The 18,115-nt window shown below is 73.8% G+C and carries 18 protein-coding genes; 6 read left to right on the forward strand and 12 right to left on the reverse strand.

Features of this window, described 5'->3' with window-relative positions; all coding sequences use genetic code 11:
- Positions 1-86: 86 nt before the first annotated feature.
- From OG534_RS29020 to OG534_RS29035, 4 genes are all read right to left on the reverse strand, one after another.
- Positions 87-815: a 3-keto-5-aminohexanoate cleavage protein gene (locus tag OG534_RS29020; protein WP_326591895.1), complete on the reverse strand. Its 729-nt coding sequence runs from the start codon at positions 813-815 to the stop codon at positions 87-89.
- Positions 812-1,393: a hypothetical protein gene (locus tag OG534_RS29025; protein ID WP_326591897.1), complete on the reverse strand. Its 582-nt coding sequence runs from the start codon at positions 1,391-1,393 to the stop codon at positions 812-814. The genes OG534_RS29020 and OG534_RS29025 overlap by 4 nt, the downstream gene beginning before the upstream one ends.
- Before the next feature lie 95 nt (positions 1,394-1,488).
- Complete coding sequence (locus tag OG534_RS29030; RefSeq protein WP_326591899.1) at positions 1,489-2,988, reverse strand: serine-threonine protein kinase; 1,500 nt, start codon at positions 2,986-2,988, stop codon at positions 1,489-1,491.
- 83 nt (positions 2,989-3,071) lie between these two features.
- Positions 3,072-4,409 (reverse strand): exo-beta-N-acetylmuramidase NamZ family protein, encoded by a 1,338-nt coding sequence (locus OG534_RS29035; protein ID WP_326591900.1) that lies wholly within the window; start codon positions 4,407-4,409, stop codon positions 3,072-3,074.
- 102 nt (positions 4,410-4,511) lie between these two features.
- Between OG534_RS29035 and OG534_RS29040 the strand changes: the two genes are divergently transcribed.
- The 3 genes from OG534_RS29040 to OG534_RS29050 all read left to right on the forward strand — a co-directional run bounded on the left by OG534_RS29040 (position 4,512) and on the right by OG534_RS29050 (position 7,772).
- Entirely contained in the window at positions 4,512-5,285 is a 774-nt protein-coding gene (locus OG534_RS29040) for an SDR family oxidoreductase (RefSeq protein WP_326591902.1), read from the forward strand.
- Positions 5,270-7,093 carry a class I adenylate-forming enzyme family protein gene (locus tag OG534_RS29045; RefSeq protein ID WP_442807165.1) on the forward strand — a complete coding sequence of 608 codons (1,824 nt, stop codon included), beginning with the start codon at positions 5,270-5,272 and terminating at the stop codon, positions 7,091-7,093. The genes OG534_RS29040 and OG534_RS29045 overlap by 16 nt, the downstream gene beginning before the upstream one ends.
- A 73-nt stretch (positions 7,094-7,166) precedes the next feature.
- On the forward strand, positions 7,167-7,772 hold the full coding sequence (locus OG534_RS29050) for a TetR/AcrR family transcriptional regulator (RefSeq protein WP_189973680.1): 606 nt from the start codon (positions 7,167-7,169) through the stop codon (positions 7,770-7,772).
- On the opposite strand, the gene OG534_RS29055 is transcribed toward OG534_RS29050, so the two are convergent.
- Positions 7,711-8,892: an alkene reductase gene (locus OG534_RS29055; RefSeq protein ID WP_326591905.1), complete on the reverse strand. Its 1,182-nt coding sequence runs from the start codon at positions 8,890-8,892 to the stop codon at positions 7,711-7,713. The two genes, OG534_RS29050 and OG534_RS29055, sit on opposite strands and share 62 nt — an antisense overlap.
- Before the next feature lie 54 nt (positions 8,893-8,946).
- Here OG534_RS29055 and OG534_RS29060 point away from each other — a divergent pair, with 54 nt between their 5' ends.
- Complete coding sequence (locus OG534_RS29060) at positions 8,947-9,327, forward strand: MerR family transcriptional regulator (RefSeq protein ID WP_326591907.1); 381 nt, start codon at positions 8,947-8,949, stop codon at positions 9,325-9,327.
- A gap of 164 nt (positions 9,328-9,491) precedes the next feature.
- Here the strand turns inward: OG534_RS29060 and OG534_RS29065 are convergent, their stop codons facing one another.
- The 7 genes from OG534_RS29065 to OG534_RS29095 form a co-directional block, all read right to left on the reverse strand.
- Positions 9,492-10,706: an acyl-CoA dehydrogenase family protein gene (locus tag OG534_RS29065; protein WP_326591909.1), complete on the reverse strand. Its 1,215-nt coding sequence runs from the start codon at positions 10,704-10,706 to the stop codon at positions 9,492-9,494.
- Between the two features lie 28 nt (positions 10,707-10,734).
- Positions 10,735-11,775: a phosphotransferase family protein gene (locus OG534_RS29070; RefSeq protein ID WP_326591911.1), complete on the reverse strand. Its 1,041-nt coding sequence runs from the start codon at positions 11,773-11,775 to the stop codon at positions 10,735-10,737.
- A gap of 199 nt (positions 11,776-11,974) precedes the next feature.
- Positions 11,975-12,886 (reverse strand): MBL fold metallo-hydrolase, encoded by a 912-nt coding sequence (locus OG534_RS29075; protein ID WP_326591913.1) that lies wholly within the window; start codon positions 12,884-12,886, stop codon positions 11,975-11,977.
- Positions 12,887-13,061: 175 nt separating this feature from the next.
- Positions 13,062-13,358: a hypothetical protein gene (locus OG534_RS29080; protein ID WP_326591915.1), complete on the reverse strand. Its 297-nt coding sequence runs from the start codon at positions 13,356-13,358 to the stop codon at positions 13,062-13,064.
- An 82-nt stretch (positions 13,359-13,440) separates the two neighbouring features.
- Positions 13,441-13,758: a DUF202 domain-containing protein gene (locus OG534_RS29085; RefSeq protein WP_326591917.1), complete on the reverse strand. Its 318-nt coding sequence runs from the start codon at positions 13,756-13,758 to the stop codon at positions 13,441-13,443.
- Entirely contained in the window at positions 13,755-14,153 is a 399-nt protein-coding gene (locus OG534_RS29090) for a YidH family protein (protein ID WP_326591918.1), read from the reverse strand. Before OG534_RS29090 ends, OG534_RS29085 begins: the two co-directional genes overlap by 4 nt.
- A gap of 9 nt (positions 14,154-14,162) precedes the next feature.
- Positions 14,163-14,711: an NUDIX domain-containing protein gene (locus OG534_RS29095; RefSeq protein WP_398564809.1), complete on the reverse strand. Its 549-nt coding sequence runs from the start codon at positions 14,709-14,711 to the stop codon at positions 14,163-14,165.
- A gap of 82 nt (positions 14,712-14,793) precedes the next feature.
- On the opposite strand from OG534_RS29095, the gene OG534_RS29100 reads away from it, so the two are divergent.
- Together OG534_RS29100 and OG534_RS29105 are read left to right on the forward strand one after the other, a co-directional pair.
- Complete coding sequence (locus OG534_RS29100; RefSeq protein ID WP_326591920.1) at positions 14,794-16,449, forward strand: FAD-binding dehydrogenase; 1,656 nt, start codon at positions 14,794-14,796, stop codon at positions 16,447-16,449.
- Positions 16,450-17,101: 652 nt separating this feature from the next.
- Positions 17,102-18,049 (forward strand): hypothetical protein, encoded by a 948-nt coding sequence (locus OG534_RS29105; protein WP_326591922.1) that lies wholly within the window; start codon positions 17,102-17,104, stop codon positions 18,047-18,049.
- The last annotated feature ends 66 nt before the right edge of the window (positions 18,050-18,115 follow it).

Below are 18,115 nucleotides of genomic sequence, written 5' to 3' on the forward strand. Positions count from 1 at the left end.
ATCATGCGGGATCGTTCCGGACCATGTCGGACCATGCGGGATGTTCCGGACCATGCCGGATCACTGCGCGAGCGTGCCGGATCGGATCAGCCCGCGGCCCCCTCCGGAACCAGTTCCCGGGCCGCGGCCACCAGTTCGGCGTTCGACCGCGCCGGCCGCCCGTCCGGCAGGCGCAGCACGTCCCCCGCGCCGGTCCGCGCGCCCGTCCCGCACCGCGCGGCCAGCCGCAGCACCGGCCAGGCGGCCGCGTCCCGCCCGTACAGCAGCACCGCCACCGGCGGCAGCCCGCGCAGCCCGGCCACCAGCGCCGGATCGGCCGTCGCGAGCTCGGCCGCGAGCCGGACCCGCCCGGGATCGCGCACCGGCCAGGCCAGGAACCGTGCCAACGGCTCCGGCCCGGCCGGCCCGCCCAACGGCACCACCGCGTCCACCGCCACCCCGCGCGCCAGCAGGACCTCCGCCAGCTCCCCGGCCCCCGGCTCCGCGAAGTGCACCACGGCCCGGTCCGGCAGCACCGTCCACGAGCGCACCCGCTCCCGCCGCCCCGCCGGATCGGGCTCGGTCCCGATGCTCGCGGACACCGACAGCGGTACGCCGACCCCGGCGCCCCGCAGCGCCTCCAGCACCGGCCCGACCACCCGCGGCGAGAGGCTCTCCCGCCCGCACGGGGTCCGCGGGTGCACCAGTACCTCCCCGGCCCCCGCGGCGACTGCCCGCACGGCCGACTCCGCCAGGTCCTGCGGCGACATCGGCACGGCCGGACCGTCGGCGGCGCTCCGGGAGCCGTTCAGCGAGACCGGCAGCAGCGGGTTCACGCGGCCCCTGCCGAGGGGGTGTCCGCCAGGGCCGGTCTCGGCACAACGATTCCGCAGCCCGCGCACACCGGGCCGTCCCACGCCCACGCCCCCGCCCAGGGGCCGACCGGAGCCACCACCGGCCAGCGCAGTTCGGTGTCCCCGCAGACCGGGCACGCCGATCCCGGCTCCGACTCCAGCGCCCGCACCAGCCGCCGCAGGACCTCGCCCAGTGCCCCCTCCGGCCGCACTCCCGGATCCGCGCACCGCACCACCGCGTCCCCGCTCCCGCCCCACGCCCACTCCGGCCGGCGCAGCCCGTGGTGCTTCTCCCGCCGGCGCCGCTCCGCGAACTGGCGCTCGTACTCCAGCCAGACCGCCCGCGCGTCCTCCAGCTCCTCCAGCGCCGCGACCAGCCGCAGCGGATCGGCCCCCCGGTCCTCGGGGGCGATCCCGTGCCGGTCGCACAGGTGCCACCACGTGGCCCGGTGCCCGTACGGCGCGAACCGTTCCAGGCAGCGGCGCAGCGAGTGGCGCCGCAGGGCCCGGTCGTTGCGCGCGTCGCGCACCTGGTAGGCCAGACTCCGGAAACCCGCCATGACACCATCACCTCCGCCGATGTGCCCAACATGCCCGGCCCGAGGCGGGCGCATGCGGGGGCGGTCGAGGCGTGCGGGTGGCACATGGCCGGAAGTCAGCGCCCCATGCGCCCCGCGGCCACCACGATCCGGGCCAGTTCCTCGTGGCAGATGTCGCTGTGCGCCCCCGAGGGGGCACCGCCGCGCCGCACCACGGAGCCCGCGTCCACACTGACGCAACCGGCCGCGGGGACCCCTTCGCGCAGGGCGGCGTCCAGGCTCAGCCGCGGTGCGCCGGGCACCGCCTGCACCCCGTCGTGTCCGATCGCGCCCCACCGCTCGTCGAAGCCGAGCAGTCCGGCCGAATCGCCCGCCATCCGGGAGGCCAGCGGATAGAAGACCTTGAGGGCCGAGTCGTGCGGGGAGTGGCAGGCCACCACCGGTCCGTCGACCCGGTGCTGGAGGCCGCGCAGGGCGCCGCCGCGGCCCTTGTCGTGGGGGAGCCGGTCGGCGAACGCGTAGTGGGAGAAGGCCCCTTGGAGCAGCGTGACGGATTTCAGGTACCGGGCGCCGACCGGCGCCGCGCGCAACGAGAACGACACCACCCGCGCTCCGAAGCTGTGTCCGATCAGGTGGAACCGCAGCGCCGGGCGGACGGCCGCCAGCTCCGCCAGCACCGGTCCGAGGCCGCGCTCGCCGACCAGGCCCGCCCGTTTCTTCATCTTGTAGTACGTCGCCTGTCGCAGCAGTTCCTTGGCGCCGCCCCACAGGCCGCGCAGCCCGCCGCCGACCGCGAGGCCCGGCCCGTCGCCGCCTTCACCGCCGTCACCGTCACCGCCGTCGGCGGCCGGACCGCCCGCCTCGACCAGGGCGCGCGCGAGGACCCGGCACACCTCCAGCACGTCGTCCGCGAAGATCGCGGGAACCGCCGGGGCGGCCGCCGTGGGCACCGCGTCCACCCCCGCCAACTCCCGTACGAGTGCGCCGAACTCGATGAAGGCGGCCTCCGACTCCGGCCGCTCCTCCAGCAGTTCCGCCAACCGGTCCAGCTCCGCCCGGCGGCCCGGCCAGAACTGCCCGAGCGCCTGGCGGGTGAGGGGGTCCAGTGCCGTACCGAAGCCGGGGTCGGCGAGGGCACCGGGCGGGTCGAAGTCCGGTATGGGCTCGTCCGAGAACCGCATCGCGGGCCAGACGACGCCCACGTAGCCCAGCCGGACCCCCGACCCGACCAGCCCCGGGAAGGGGGCGAAGAACCGGTCGTAGAGCCGGGTCGCGGTGGACCGGTCGCTGTTCCAGCCGTGCGCGAAGACCAGCAGGTCCGTGGCCTCCATCCGGGCCACCGTGCCCTGCGTGGCCCGGTCCACGTCCCCCTGGGAGTCGAAGGTCAGCTCGGCGTACGGCCCGGCCCCGATCCCGGCCCCGAACGCTGTCCGGAGCCCGGCCCCGATCCCGGCCCCGATCCCGATCCCTGCCCGGTGCCCCGCACCGGTGGTCCCGGTCCCGGTCCCGGTCCCGGCTCCGGTTTCCGCACTGACCCCGATCCGCGCACCGGTCCCGCCGCCGGTCCCGTCCCCGCTTCCCGCGCCGCTCCCGAATCCGCCACCGATGTCCGCCATGACGTCCCCCTCCACGCCGTGCCTCCGGTGCAGTCAGCATCCTGCTGCCGGGCCCGCCCGGCCAGCCCCCTGACGCGGTCGGCTCACGGATAGAGCAGGTACTTCTCCCGCACCGCGCCGAAGCGCGCCAGCCCCGCCGCCCAGTCGGCCGCGACCTCCTCCACCCCGGCCCCCGCGTCCACCATCGTCCGTACCCGGTCCGAGCCGGTCAGCCGGTCGATCCAGTGGTCCGTCCGCCAGGCGAAGCCGCTCCACGCCCGCCGCGCGGTGACCAGCAGTCCGATCCCGGCCCGTACCGGATCGAAGGCCTCCCGGTCGTGCACGATCAGCCGGACCCCGCCGCACACCTTCCCCACGTGCTTGGAGAAGGTCGGCGTGAAGTACGCCTCCCGGAACCACACCCCGGGCAGGCCCAGCTCGTTCGCCGCCTCCGCCCACCGCCGGTCGATGCCCTCCGCGCCCACCACCTCGAAGGGTGTGGTCGTCCCGCGCCCCTCGGAGAGGTTCGTCCCCTCGAACAGGCAGGTGCCGGCGTACGCGAGGGCCGTGTCCGGTGTCGGCATGTTCGGGCTGGGCGGCACCCAGGGCAGCCCGGTCTCCCCGAAGAACGACTCCCGCCGCCACCCGGACATCGCCACCGTCCGCAGCGTGACGGGCCGGTCGGCCAGGAACTCGCCGTTGAAGAGCCGGGCCAGTTCGGCCGTCGTCATCCCGTGCGCGAGGGCGATCGGCTCCCGGCCGACGAAGCTCGCGTACGGCCGCTCCAGCACGGGCCCCGCGGCCCGCCGGCCGCCCGCCGGGTTCGGCCGGTCGAGCACCACCACCGCCTTGCCGGCGAGCGCGGCCGCGCGCATGCAGTCGTAGAGGGTCCAGATGTAGGTGTAGAAGCGCGCCCCGACGTCCTGGATGTCGAAGACGACGGTGTCGATCCCGGCCGCCGTGAAGACGTCCGCGAGCCGCTGCCCGCTCTTGTCGTACGTGTCGTACACCGGAAGTCCGGTCGCCGGATCCCGGGAGGCGCCCTCGGAGTCCCCTGCCTGCGCCGTCCCGCGGAAGCCGTGCTCGGGCCCGAACACCGCGACCAGGTCGACCCGTTCGTCCGCGTGCAGGACGTCGACCAAGTGCCGGGCGTCGGGGGTGATCCCGGTGGGGTTGGTGACCACCCCGACCTTCTGCCCGGCCAGTACGCCGTACCCGTCCGCCGCGAGCTGCTCGAAGCCGGTGCGCACCCGGCCGGCGGCCCTCGGTGCGGCCGATCCGGCGGGCGCTGCGGCCCCGGCGCCGGCGGTCCCGGTCCCAGCCCCGGCTGCGGACCCGGCGCCCGCGGACCCGGCCGTCGTGCCGGCTCCCACCGCCCCCAGGGCGCCCGCCGATCCCATGGCCCCCGCCAGCCCCAGCACCCCGCGTCGCGACAGCGTCATCCGGCCACGCTACGAGTCGCGCCCCTTCCGCCCGGACATACCGACTGGTTAGTCTGCTCGCCGTCGGCAGATGAGCACGGTCGGATTCCGGCCGCACGAGAGGTGATCCCCGTGAACGCGTACCAGGACCAGCGAGTCGTCGTCACCGGCGCGGGCGGCGGCATCGGCGCCGCCCTCGCGCACCGCTTCGCGGCCGAGGGCGCCACGGTGGTGATCAACGACCTCGACCCGGCCAAGGCCGCCGCGGTGGCGGGCGCGATCGGCGACCGCGCGATCCCGGTGCCCGGCGACGCCTCCGCGATCGTGGCCGAGGCGCGCGAGGCCCTCGGCGGGACGGTCGACGTCTACTGTGCCAACGCCGGACTCGCCTCGGGCGGCGACGCCTTCGCCGACGAGGCCGTCTGGGAAGCGGCCTGGGACACCAACGTCATGGCCCACGTGCGCGCCGCGCGACTGCTGCTGCCGGACTGGCTGGAGCGGGAGAGCGGCCGCTTCGTGTCCACCGTCTCGGCAGCCGGGCTGCTGACCATGATCGGGGCGGCCCCGTACAGTGTCACCAAGCACGGTGCGCTCGCCTTCGCCGAATGGCTCTCGCTGACCTACCGGCACCGCGGTGTCCAGGTCCACGCGATCTGCCCGCAAGGGGTGCGCACCGACATGCTGACCGCCGCGGGCTCGGCGGGCGAACTCGTCCTCGCGCCGACCGCGATCGAGCCCGAAGCGGTCGCTGACGCGCTGTTCGACGGCATGGAGAAGGGCCGGTTCTTGATCCTCCCGCACCCCGAGGTCGCCGACTTCTACGCCGCCCGCGCCACCGAGCCGGACCGCTGGCTGAGCGGCATGAACCACCTCCAGCAGAAATGGGAAACCCGGTGACCACGTACGGATCCTCGTACGGAACCCCGTACGGCTCCGCGTACGCCGCCAAGCCCTGGCTCGGGCTGCTCGCCCCCGTCCAGCGGGCGCCCGTGACTCCGCCGCCCACCGTCCTGCACGCCTTCCGCGAGGCCGTCGCCCGGGCCCCCGAGCGCACCGCGCTGGCCTACTTCGACGGCCGGATCGGCTACGCCGAGGCCGACGCGCTCTCCGACTCCGTCGCCGGTCACCTCGCGGCGCGGGGCGTCCGCCGCGGGGACCGGGTCGCGGTCATGCTGCAGAACACCCCGCACTTCGTGCTCGCCGTACTCGCCGCCTGGAAGGCCGGGGCCGTCGTCGTCCCGCTCAACCCGATGTACAAGTCCGGCGAAGTCGCGCACGTCCTGGGCGACTCCGGGGCCGCCGCGCTGGTCTGCGACGGCCGCGCGTGGGAGGCGTACCTGTGCGAGGCCGTGCGGGGCAGCGCCGTGCGGACCGTCCTGACCAGCTCGGACCAGGACTTCCAGACCCGGAACGACCCGCGGATCTTCCCTCCGGCGCCCACCCGGCCCGCCCCGCAGGACGCGCCGTCCGCGCCGGACCCCGTCCCCGGGCCGTCGGATCAGGCGGTCGGCGAGACCGTCGGCGAGACGGTCGGCCAGGCGCGCGGTCGGACGGCCCTCGCAGGCGCCCCGGCGGACCCCCATGTCGCCGACCTCGCCACCGTGGCCCGCGGCACGCGCCCCGCGCCGCAGGACCCGGGCCTCACCGCCGCCGACACCGCCCTCATCAGCTACACCTCCGGCACCAGCGGCACCCCCAAGGGCGCGATGAACCCGCACGGCGCGCTCACGTACAACGCCGTACGGCAGGTCACCGCCCACCCCCTCCCCGAAGGCGCCACCTACTTCGCCCTCGCACCCCTCTTCCACATCACCGGCATGGTCTGCGAGCTCACCGCCTCCTTCGCCAACGGCGGCACCCTCGTCCTCGCCCACCGCTTCGACGCCGGAGCCGTCCTCGACGCCTTCCTGGAGCACCGCCCCGCCTACACCGTCGGCCCGGCCACCGCCTTCATGGCCCTCGCCGCGCACCCCGTCGCCACCCCGGACCACTTCGCCTCGTTCCAGGTGATCTCCTCCGGCGGCGCCCCGCTCCCGCCCGCCCTCGTCGAGCGGCTGCGCACCGCCTTCGGCTTCTACCTCCGCAACGGCTACGGCCTCACCGAGTGCACCGCCCCCTGCGCCAGCGTGCCCGTGCACCTCGAAGCCCCCGTCGACCCCGCCTCCGGCACCCTCTCCGTGGGCCTGCCCGGCGCCGACACCGTCGTGCGCATCCTCGACGAGCACGGCGCCGAGGTGCCCTTCGGCGAGACCGGCGAGATAGCCGTCCGCGGCCCCCAGGTCGTGCCCGGCTACTGGGGACTGCCCGCGGACACCGCCGAGGCCTTCCCGGACGGCGAACTGCGCACCGGGGACGTCGGTTTCATGGACCCGGACGGCTGGCTCTACGTCGTCGACCGGAAGAAGGACATGATCAACGCCTCCGGCTTCAAGGTCTGGCCGCGCGAGGTCGAGGACGTGCTCTACACCCACCCCGCCGTCCGCGAGGCGGCGGTGGTCGGCGTCCCCGACCCCTACCGCGGGGAGAGCGTCAAGGCGTACGTGAGCCTGCGCCCCGGCACCTCGGCCGAACCGCAGGAGCTCTCCGCCTACTGCGCCGCGCGCATCGCCGCGTACAAATACCCGCGCCAGGTGGAGGTCCTGCCTGTCCTTCCGAAGACGACCAGTGGCAAGATCCTGCGACGGGAACTGCGCGATCGCGGCTGAAAACAGTCGGACGGTCGTACAGCTGGTCGCAGTGCAGTGACCAGGCAGGAATGAGGAAGGGAAGGTCAGCGCCATGGCGGCCAGGACCACGGAGCCCGCAGGCACGCACGAAGCCCCGGTACCGCAGCGGCTGCTGGCCGTCGCCACCCGGCTGTTCGCCGAGCGCGGCTACGACCGCACCTCCGTCCAGGAGATCGTCGAGGCGGCCGGAGTCACCAAGGGTGCGCTCTACCACTACTTCGGCTCCAAGGACGATCTGCTGCACGAGGTGTACGCGCGGATGCTGCGCCTGCAACAGCAGCGGCTCGACGCGGTGGCCGATTCCGACGCGCCCGTCGAGGAGCGGCTGCGGGCGGCGGCCGCCGACGTGGTCGTCACGACCATCGAGAACCTCGACGACGCGATGATCTTCTTCCGGTCGATGCACCAGCTCAGCCCGGAGAAGTTCAAGCAGGTCCGGGCTGAGCGCCGCCGCTACCACGAGCGCTTCCGGGCCCTGGTCGAGGAGGGCCAGCGCACCGGGGTGTTCTCCAGCGCCACCCCCGCCGACCTGGTGGTGGACTACCACTTCGGATCCGTGCACCACCTGTCCACCTGGTACCGGGCGGACGGCCCGCTCACGCCGCAGCAGGTCGCCGACCATCTCGCGGACCTGCTGCTGCGCGCGCTGCGCCCCTGACGGGTCGCCCGTTCGCCTCCTCCAGCGTGGGGTAGTCGGTGTAGCCCTCCGCCCCGTGCACGTGCATCAGGAACTCCGGACGGAGCTCGCCCAGGGGCGCGCCCGTGCGCAGCCGCTCCACGAAGTCGGGATTGGCGATGAAGCCGCGGCCCAGCGCGACCAGATCGGCGCCCGCGGCCAGCAGGGCCTCGCCGCGCAGCCGGCCGCCGTCGGCCGCGACCTCCTCGCGGGAGAGCACCGGGTTGGCGATCAACGTGCCGGGCCACGCCTTGCGGATCTCGGTGAAGGCGGGCCGGTCCGGGTCGGCGTGGACCAGGTGCAGGTAGACCGGTTCGAGCTCCGCCAGGGCCTGGAGCAGCGCCGGGTAGATGTCCTCGGTGTCGCCCTCCTCGATGCCGTTGACGTTCAGCCCGGGTGAGATCCGTACGCCGACCCGCTCCGGCCCGATGGCCTCGGCGACGGCCCGGACCACCTCGACCGTGAACCGGATGCGCCCCTCGACGGAGCCGCCCCACGCGTCGGTGCGCCGGTTGGTGTTCTGCGAGAGGAACTGGTGGAGCAGGTGGCCGTTGGCGGAGTGCACCTCCACGCCCGCGAAGCCCGCCTCGACGGCGTGCACGGCGGCCGCGGCGAAGTCGGCGAGGGTGGACCTGATGTCCTCGTCCGTCATCGCACGGGGCGTGACCGCGTCCCGCAGGCCGCCGAGGGTGTGCAGCGGCTCGGGGAACCGCACCGCCGACGGGGCGAGCGGGACGTGCCCGCTGGTGTCGCGGTGGCCGACCCGGCCGCCGTGCTGGAGCTGGAGGAACATCCGCCCGCCGGCCGCGCGCACGGCCTCGGTGACCCGGCGCCAGCCGGCGATCTGCGCCGGGCTGTGGATGCCGGGGATGTGCGGATAGGTCTGGCCGACGGCGTTCGGGGTGGTGCCCTCGGCGATGATCAGACCGGCCGACGCGCGCTGGGCGTAGTGCGTGGCCATCAGCTCGCCCGGGACGCCGTCGGCCCCGGCGCGGTTGCGCGTCAGCGGCGCCATCACGAGGCGGCTGGGGAGCTCCAGGCCGCCGAGGCGGGTGGATTCGAAGAGTCGGGATGCGGCGGGAACCTGCTGTGTCTGCGTCATGCCCGGTACCGTAAAACCTGACAGTGATGTCAGATTCAAGACCTGAGGCGGGGCATGCGGATCGGGGAACTGGCGGCGCGCACCGGTGTCGGCGAGCGGTCGCTGCGTTATTACGAGGCACAGGGACTGCTGGCCGCCGACCGGACGCCCGGCGGCCACCGGGACTTCTCCGAGCGGGCCGTCGACCGGGTCATCCGCATCCAGGAGCTGTACGCGGCAGGGCTGAACAGCTCGAAGATCGCACGGATCCTGCCCTGCATGCGGGACGAGGACGGCGGCCCGTCGGTGCGCGCCACCCCGCAGCTGGTGGCCGAGCTGACGGGCGAGCGGGAGCGGATCGACCGGATGATCGGCGAGCTGCTCCGCTCGCGCGAGGTGTTGGACGAGGTCATCGACGCGGCGGCGGGCCACATCGCCGCGTCCGGCTCAGCCTGACGATCCGCCGGGCCTCCGGGCCTCCGGGCCTCGGGCCTCCGACCGGCCGACCGGCAAGCCGACAGGCCGCCGTACCGCCAGCCGCGAAGGCGGTCAGCGGACGGCCGACGGCCGCGCGGTCCGGGGTCGGCGTCCCGGACCGCGCGGCCGACGGCCCGCCCCGGTCAGCTGTACTTCTTCAGTTCCCGGCGCGCCAGCGACCGCTGGTGCACCTCGTCCGGTCCGTCGGCCAGTTGCAGCGTCCGCGCCGCCGCCCACAGCTCTGCCAGAGGGAAGTCCTGGCTCACCCCGCCCGCGCCGTGCAGCTGCACCGCCCGGTCCAGGATGCCCACCACGGCCCGCGGGGTCGCGATCTTGATCGCCTGGATCTCGGTGTGCGCGCCCCGGTTCCCGACCGTGTCCATCAGCCAGGCCGTCTTCAGCACCAGCAGCCTCAGCTGCTCCACCGTGACCCGGGCGTCGGCGATCCACGTCTGGACGACGCCCTGCGCGGCCAGCGGCTTGCCGAAGGCGGTACGTTCCACCGCGCGCCGGCACATCAGCTCGATGGCCCGCTCCGCCATGCCGATCAGCCGCATGCAGTGGTGGATGCGACCCGGGCCGAGCCGGGCCTGGGCGATGGCGAAGCCGGTGCCCTCCTCGCCGATCAGGTTCGCCGCCGGGACCCGCGCCCCGTCGAAGACGACCTCGGCGTGGCCGCCGTGGTCGTGGTCCTCGTACCCGTACACCGTCATGGCCCGGCGCACCTCGACCCCCGGGGTGTCGCGGGGGACCAGGATCATCGACTGCTGGCGGCGCGGATCGGAGCCCTCCGGGTCGGTCTTGCCCATCACGATGAAGATCTTGCAATCCGGGTTCATGGCCCCGGAGATGAACCACTTGCGCCCGGTGACCACGTACGCGTCACCGTCGCGCTCGATGCGCGTCTCGATGTTCGTCGCGTCCGAGGAGGCGACCTCCGGCTCGGTCATCGCGAAGGCGGAGCGGATCTCTCCGGTCAGCAGCGGCTCGAGCCACTGCTTCTTCTGCTCCTCGCTCGCGAACTGCGCGAGCAGCTCCATGTTCCCGGTGTCGGGGGCCGCGCAGTTGGTCGCCGTCGGCGCCAGGTGCGGGCTGCGGCCGGTGATCTCGGCGAGCGGCGCGTACTGGAGGTTGGTCAGCCCGGCGCCGTACTCCGCGTCCGGAAGGAAGAGGTTCCACAGGCCCTGACGGCGCGCCTCGGCCTTCAGTTCACCGAAGACGGCCGGGGTGTCCCAGGGCGAGGCCAGCCGCGCGCGCTGCTCGGCGGCGACGGGCTCCGCCGGGTAGACGTACTCCTCCATGAACGCGAGCAGCCGCTCGCGGAGTTCCTCGGTCCGGGTGTCGAATGCGAAATCCATGGGTGCTGCCTCAGCCTTCCTGGAGGTCTTAGAGGTCCTGGAGGTCCTGGAGCGTGGCGAGTCCGTGCTCGATGAAGACCGGGACCAGCTCGCCGATCCGGTCGAAGCCCGCACCGACCGTCTGCCCGAGCGTGTAGCGGTAGTGGATGCCTTCGAGGATCACCGCGAGCTTGAACCAGGCGAAGGCCGTGTACCAGGCGATGGCGCCGGTGTCCCGGCCCGAGCGGGCGGCGTACCGCTCGACCAGCTCGGCGGGCGTCGGATGGCCCGGCGCGCCGCTGGTCGTACTGACCGGAGATCCGGTCAGGCCCAGGTCCGAGCTGTACATCACCAGCAGCCCGAGATCGGTCAGTGGATCCCCGAGCGTGGACATCTCCCAGTCCAGCACCGCCCGGATCGTGTCGTCCGGGCCGCCGATCAGGACGTTGTCGAGCCGGAAGTCCCCGTGCACCACGGTCGGGGCGGGGGAGCGGGGCAGGGTCCGGCCGAGCGTCGCGTGCAGCTCGTCGATGCCCGCGAGTTCCCGTCCCCGGGAGGCCGCGAGCTGCTTGCCCCAGCGGCGCAGCTGCCGGTCGAGGAAGCCCTCGGGCCGGCCGAAGTCGCCCAGGCCGACCGCCTCCGGGTCCACCGCGTGCAGTTCGACCAGGGTGTCCACCAGGCCGAGCACCGCCCGCCGGGTGCGCTCGGGCCCGATCGCCGCGAGCTCGCCGGCCGTCCGGTAGGGCACGCCCTCCACGAACTCCATGACGTAGAACGGGGCCCCGAGCACCTCCTCGTCCTCGCAGAGCAGCAGCGGCTCGGGCACCGGCACGGCCGTGCCGTGCAGCGCCTCGATGACCCGGTGCTCGCGCCGCATGTCGTGCGCGGTGGCGAGGACGTGGCCCAGCGGCGGCCGGCGCACCACCCAGCGGGCCGTCCCGTCGGTGATCTCGTACGTGAGGTTCGAGCGGCCGCCTTCGATCAGCCGGCCGCGCAGCGCCCCGGCCACGAGTCCGGGGCGTACCCGGTCGAGATGACCGCGCAGCCGCTCCAGATCCAGGCCGCGCGGGTCGGCTGGGGCTGACGTCATGGTGCGCACCTCCGTGCGGAGTCGACGAGGGAGTCGACGGGAGACGAGGGGAAACGAGGGAAACGAGAAAAACGAGGGAAACGAGGGAAACGAGGGGAAGAACGGCGGTACGTCGGCGCACCGTCGCAGCCCCATCATGCCGACCAGTCGGTATGCCGTCCAGAGTGCGGGCGGAAAGAACCCCTTCCGCCCGGCAATGTCACGCGTGACAGAGGATTGGGGTCCCGCCGTTCATCACCGTCATGTCCTTCAGGACCGCCAGGATGTCCAGCGGTGCGCCCTCCGGCTCCCCGGCCAGTTCGGCGTACGCCCGGTGCACGTTCGCCACCAGCCGCTCGCTCTCCCGCCAGGCGGCGAACTCGCCGAGATCGGCCTGCCGGGCCACCTCCAGCGGGGTCAGTCCCTTCGCCCGCCCCTCCCGGGCGAGCTCGGCCACGTACCGCAGGTAGCGCTCGGTGGAGTCGTAGGCCGAGGGATCGGTCAGGGGTCCGTGGCCCGGTACGACGGTCTCCGCGTCCAGCGAGCGCAGCAGCTCCAGCGCGCGCAGGGAGCCGGCCAGGGAGCCCATCGCCAGGAACGGAGTCCCCTCGGCGAAGACCAGGTCGCCGGTGAAGACCACCCGCTGCCGGGGCAGCCACACGATCGAGTCCCCGGTGGTGTGCGCGACGCCCGGGTGGACGACCTGCACCTCCGTCCCGCCGACGTGCAGCGTCGCCCGGTCGCTGTAGGTGAGGTCGGGTGCGGTGATGTCGATCGCGCCGAAGTCCGTCGCGGGCCAGATCATCTCCAGCTGGTGCCCGGCGGCGAGCTGCTCGGCCCGCGCGTTGTCGTGCCCGAGGATCAGCGCCTCGGGGGCGAAGACGCCGTTGCCGTAGGTGTGGTCGCCGTGGTGGTGGGTGTTCACCACGGTGCGCGGGAGCGGCACCCCGGCCGCGACGACCGCATCGCGCAGGGCCAGGGCCCGCCGCTCGGTGGCGGCGGTGTCCACGAGCAGGGTCCGGCCGCCGTCGCTGACGAAGCCGGCGTTGTTGAGGCACCAGCCGCCGTCCGGCTGGACGTAGGCGTGCACCCCGGGTGCGGGCTGGACGAGGTACGGCTCTGCGACGGTCATCTGCGCTCTCCCCGGATCGCTTTGACGGGCGGTCGGCATCCTGCCAGCCGTTGCCGTGCGGGGGGAGAGCGGGTGCCGTGGCTGACCGGAAACTCGGTCAGCCACGGCACGGTTCAGCTGTGGCGCCGGTCAGGGGAGCCGTCGCTCCGGGGCGTGCCCCTCAGGGGCCTGGCGCTCAGTGGTCGTCGTAGTGGCCATCGTGCTGGGCGTGCCGGTGACCGTCGTGCAGGTAGTCCACGTGGTCGCCGTGCTGGACCGCATCGTGCCCGCAGTTCGCGCCGTGCGCGTGCGTGTGGCCGTCGTGCGTGGTGTGCCCGGCGGGCTCGCACTCGTCCCAGTGCCCCGAGTGCTCCCGGTGCAGGTGGCCGTCGTGCGCGTAGTCGACGTGGTCGCCGTGCGAGACCGCCTGGTGCCCGCAGTCCGCGCCGTGCGTGTGCTGGTGCGTGGGATGTTCGTGGTGCAGGGTCGTCATGAGGCCGAGATTAGTGCGGATCGCCGCATATCGCCCGTTGTGTCCGAGTGGCGCGGCGAAGCGCGATCATCCGACCGGCAGCTCAGAAGATCACCGTCATCGCGAAGAGCGCCAGCGCCACCGTGCACGCCACCGCCGCCAGGGCCGCCCGCGGCGCGAGCGGCGGCGGCCGGTCGGCCGCCAGCGTCCGGATCCGCCGGTGCGCCACCCACAGGAACACCAGCCAGATCAGCGCGATCGACGCCGCCCCGGCCACCTCCACCGGCGCGCCGAACCCGCGCAGCGCCTGCCGCAGCGCCAGCACCGCCACGACCGAGGAGGCCAGCGTCGTACGCCGCCACGCGAGCCGGGTCCGCTCGGGCTGCAGCCCGGCATCGCGGTCCGTGCCCGACGCGCTCACTGCCCGGACGTCCAGCCCAGCAGCACGACCACCACCATCGCCACCGCGACCAGCCCCACGCCCAGGCTCAGCACCACCGGGAACCGCGACAGCGGCAGGTCCTCACCCCGCCGCATCGCCCGCTCGCACCGCACCCAGTGGTTCACCGCCCGCAGCGCACAGGCCGCGCCCACCGCGAGCAGCGCGAAGGCCATCCCGACCCGCACCCCCCACCGCAGGTCCGGCAGGAACTGGTCGACGGCGAAACCGCCGCCCACCAGGGCCAGCGCGGTCCGGATCCAGGCCAGAAAGGTCCGCTCGTTGGCGAGCGAGAAGCGGTAGTCGGGGGTCACGCCCTCGTCCTTCAGGCGTGCGGGTGCGAACCAGAGGCGCACGTCCTTGACGAAGTCGATCACCTGCCCAATCTACTGGCCGGGCCCCCGGAACCCCTGCAGCCGCCAGTGCTCCCGCAGCCGCCGGTACGCCTCCAGCCCGTCCGGCACCCAGGCCCACTGCCCGCCCTCGACCCGCCGGTCCAGCTCCTCCTGCGCGAGGTACGTGTGCCAGTCGACCTCCGACACCTGCGGGGCCACCGGCAGCTCGCACCGCACCTCGTGCACGTACGACCACCAGGCCCCGCCCGGGCCCTCGTACAGGAACTTGAACAGCGGCTCGGGCTGCGGCAGTCCCCGCACCCCCAGCTCCTCCTCCGCCTCCCGCAAGGCCGCCCCGGCGTAGTCCTCGCCCGCGCCCAGCACCCCGCCCACGAACATGTCGTAGTACGAGGGGAAGACGAGCTTCGAGGCGGTCCGCCGGTGGACGAAGACCCGGTCCCGCGCATCCCTCGCCAGCACGAACACGCACCGGTGGATCAGCCCGCGGGCGTACACCTCGCCGCGCGGGGCCTGCCCGACGACCCGGTCGTCCCGGTCCACCACGTCCAGTACTTCATCAGCGGCACTCACACGGGTCATCCAACCATCGCCACCGCTGTTGACTGGTTACCGCTCCGTAGCAAAGGATCTGCCCCACCACCGACGGAGGACGGGTAACCGCATGACGTACGACGCAGACGTGATCGTGATCGGAGCCGGGCTCGCCGGCCTCGTGGCCACCGCCGAGCTCGTCGACGCGGGCCGCAAGGTCATCCTGCTCGACCAGGAGCCGGAGCAGTCGATCGGCGGCCAGGCGCACTGGTCCTTCGGCGGGCTGTTCTTCGTGGACTCGCCCGAGCAGCGCCGGATGCGGATCAAGGACAGCCACGCGCTCGCCCTCCAGGACTGGATGGGCACCGCGGGGTTCGACCGCGAGGAGGACGCCTGGCCGCGCCGCTGGGCCGAGGCCTACGTCGACTTCGCGGCCGGCGAGAAGCGCTCCTGGCTGCACGCCCAGGGCGTGCGCTTCTTCCCCGTGGTCGGCTGGGCGGAGCGCGGCGGCTACGACGCCAACGGCCACGGGAACTCCGTCCCCCGCTTCCACATCACCTGGGGCACCGGCCCCGGCCTGGTGGAGCCCTTCGAGCGGCGCGTGCGCGCCGGAGTGGCCCGCGGTCTGGTCCAGCTGAAGTTCCGCCACCGGGTCACCGGGCTCTCCGGCACGGCCGGCGCGGTGGACACCGTGACGGGCGAGGTCCTGGAGCCCTCCGGCGCCGTACGCGGCACCGCCAGCGGCCGCGAGGTCAGCGGGGCCTTCTCCCTGCGCGCCCAGGCCGTGATCGTGACCAGCGGCGGCATCGGCGGCAACCACGACCTCGTCCGCGCGCAGTGGCCCGACCGGCTCGGCACCCCGCCGCAGCGGATGCTCTCCGGGGTCCCGGCGCACGTGGACGGCCTGATGCTCGGCATCGCGGAGGCGGCGGGCGCCAGTCACATCAACAAGGACCGGATGTGGCACTACACCGAGGGCATACAGAACTGGAACCCGATCTGGGCCCGCCACGGCATCCGCATCCTGCCCGGCCCCTCCCCGCTGTGGCTGGACGCGACCGGCAAGCGGCTGCCCGTGCCGCTCTTCCCCGGCTTCGACACCCTCGGCACCCTCGACCACATCATGAAGACCGGCCACGACCACACCTGGTTCGTGCTCAACCAGCGCATCATCGGCAAGGAGTTCGCCCTCTCCGGCTCCGAGCAGAACCCGGACCTCACCGGCAAGTCGATCCGCGACGTCTTCACCCGCGCCCGCCAGGCCGTACCCGCCCCGGTCAAGGCCTTCATGGACAACGGCGCCGACTTCGTCGTCGAGCGGGACCTGTCCGCCCTGGTGCGCGGGATGAACGCGGTGACCAAGGAGGACCTCCTCGACGAGGCCACCGTCCGCGACCAGATCGTGGCCCGCGACCGCGAGATCGCCAACCCCTTCACCAAGGACCTCCAGGTGACGGCCATCCACGGCGCCCGCAAGTACCTCGGCGACAAGCTGATCCGCACGGCCGCGCCGCACCGGATCCTGGACCCCAAGGCCGGGCCGCTGATCGCGGTACGGCTCTCGATCCTGACCCGCAAGTCCCTGGGCGGCCTGGAGACCGACCTCTCCTCCCGCGTCCTGACCGAGGCGGGCGAACCGCTGCCCGGCGTCTACGCGGCGGGCGAGGCGGCCGGCTTCGGCGGCGGCGGGGTCCACGGCTACCGGGCCCTGGAGGGAACCTTCCTCGGCGGGTGCATCTTCTCGGGCCGGGCGGCGGGCCGCGCAGCCGCCGAGGCGGTGGGCTGACGGCGTTCGGTGACCCGGAGCCGCTCCGCGACGACCAGGGTGTCGTCGTCGACCGCGAACCCCGGGTCACCGATCACCGCGCGTACCGGATCGCCGGGCCGGATCGCCCTGCCGGAACTCCTCATGTGCCGTGTGCCGTTCGGCCACCGAGGTGCATCGCTCGCCCTCGTCGAGCGCGTGTGCCGCGGCCCGACGCCGGCGAGCCGCAGCACCTCCACGGCCGTCAATTCCGCCGCTCCCACGCCTTGTTGCGCGGAGCCGGACCGGCAGGGACCGGGCGTCCGCCTCCGGCGGCGGTTCGTCCGGCGGAAGATCATCTCGTGCGGGCACCGAGCCACTCCGCGGCGTCGTGCGGACGCCCCCAGAACAGGCGCTACCACCTCAACTCACACGATCAACACAGCAGTTGAAACCCGCCACGCAGTGGACTGGACCTTGACTCGGAGCTGTGCATACCGCTTTGCTGTGCGTGATCACCGGTGCGCTCACCGACACGGTCCCCGGACCGTCCCAAGAGCGCTCCCAAGATCACCCCCAGAACACCCCGGACCACCTCGAACCACCCCCTGGCCGGACCGCTCGCGTGCACTCCGCGCGCGTGGGCGGCCGCCGTTGTCCCTTGTCCGCCCGCGCCCTGGAGGGAAACCCGCGGATGTCCCCGCCTCCGCCGCCCCTCGGCCGCGCCCGCAAGCGGGACGCCCAGCTGTTCGACCCGGCCCTCTGCGACGCCGAACTCGTCGACGTACGCTCCCAGTTCACCCAGGGCCGGTGGGCCAGGGCCCGCTCCCTCCTGGTCGGCACCGGCGACGACTGGGACCGCCGGAGCCACCGCGTCGTCGTCCTCGCCCAGACCCCGGCGGCCACCGCCTGGGCCGGTGAATGGCTCCTCGCCGAACCGGAGAGCGCCGACGCGGCGACCCTCCTCGCCTGCGCCGCCGTCTTCACCGCCCTGCGCCACAAGGGCAGCCCGGCCGCCGCCGAGGAAGCCTGCCGCCGGGCCGCCGCCCTGCTCCCCGCCGACCCCACCCCCTGGCTCGGGCTGCTCCTCCTCTCCGGCGCCTTCGGCACCGAGGAGGAGTTCAGCCGCCACTTCGACCAGGTCCGCGCCCGCCACCGGGAGCACCACCACGCCCACCACCTGATGGTCGCCAAGCTGGCCGAGCGCGCCCTCCTCTCCGGCCAGGACCCGCTCCACGAGGTCTACGACTTCGCGTCCTGGGCCGCCGAGGAGTCCCCGGCCGACTCCCCGCTGGCGGTGCTCCCCGTCGTCGCGCACGCCGAGCGCTACCGGGTGCTCGCTGCGACGCACGGTCACTCTCCCGAGGCTGCCGCCGCCCACTGGGCCGGCCGCCGGGCCCGCCAGGTCCTGCGTTCCGCCTTCGACTGGTGGCTGGAATGGGAGCGCGACGACCACCCCCGCAACCGGGTCGACCTCAACTTCCTCGCCCACGCCAAACTCTGCGAGGGCCGCCCCGCCGAGGCCGCCGCCCTCTTCCATCGCATCGGCAGCCACGCCACCCGCGCTCCCTGGTCCTATCCGGACCGGGACCCGCAGAAGGCCTTCCTCGCCGCGCGCAGCGTCGCACTCGGCACCGCCTGACACCCTCCGGCACCGCCCAGTACCGCAGCCCTCGAAACCCCTCGATCCGAAGACGCAAGCCCCGAA

This window comes from Streptomyces sp. NBC_01294 (assembly GCF_035917235.1).
Lineage (GTDB): Bacteria > Actinomycetota > Actinomycetes > Streptomycetales > Streptomycetaceae > Streptomyces > Streptomyces caledonius.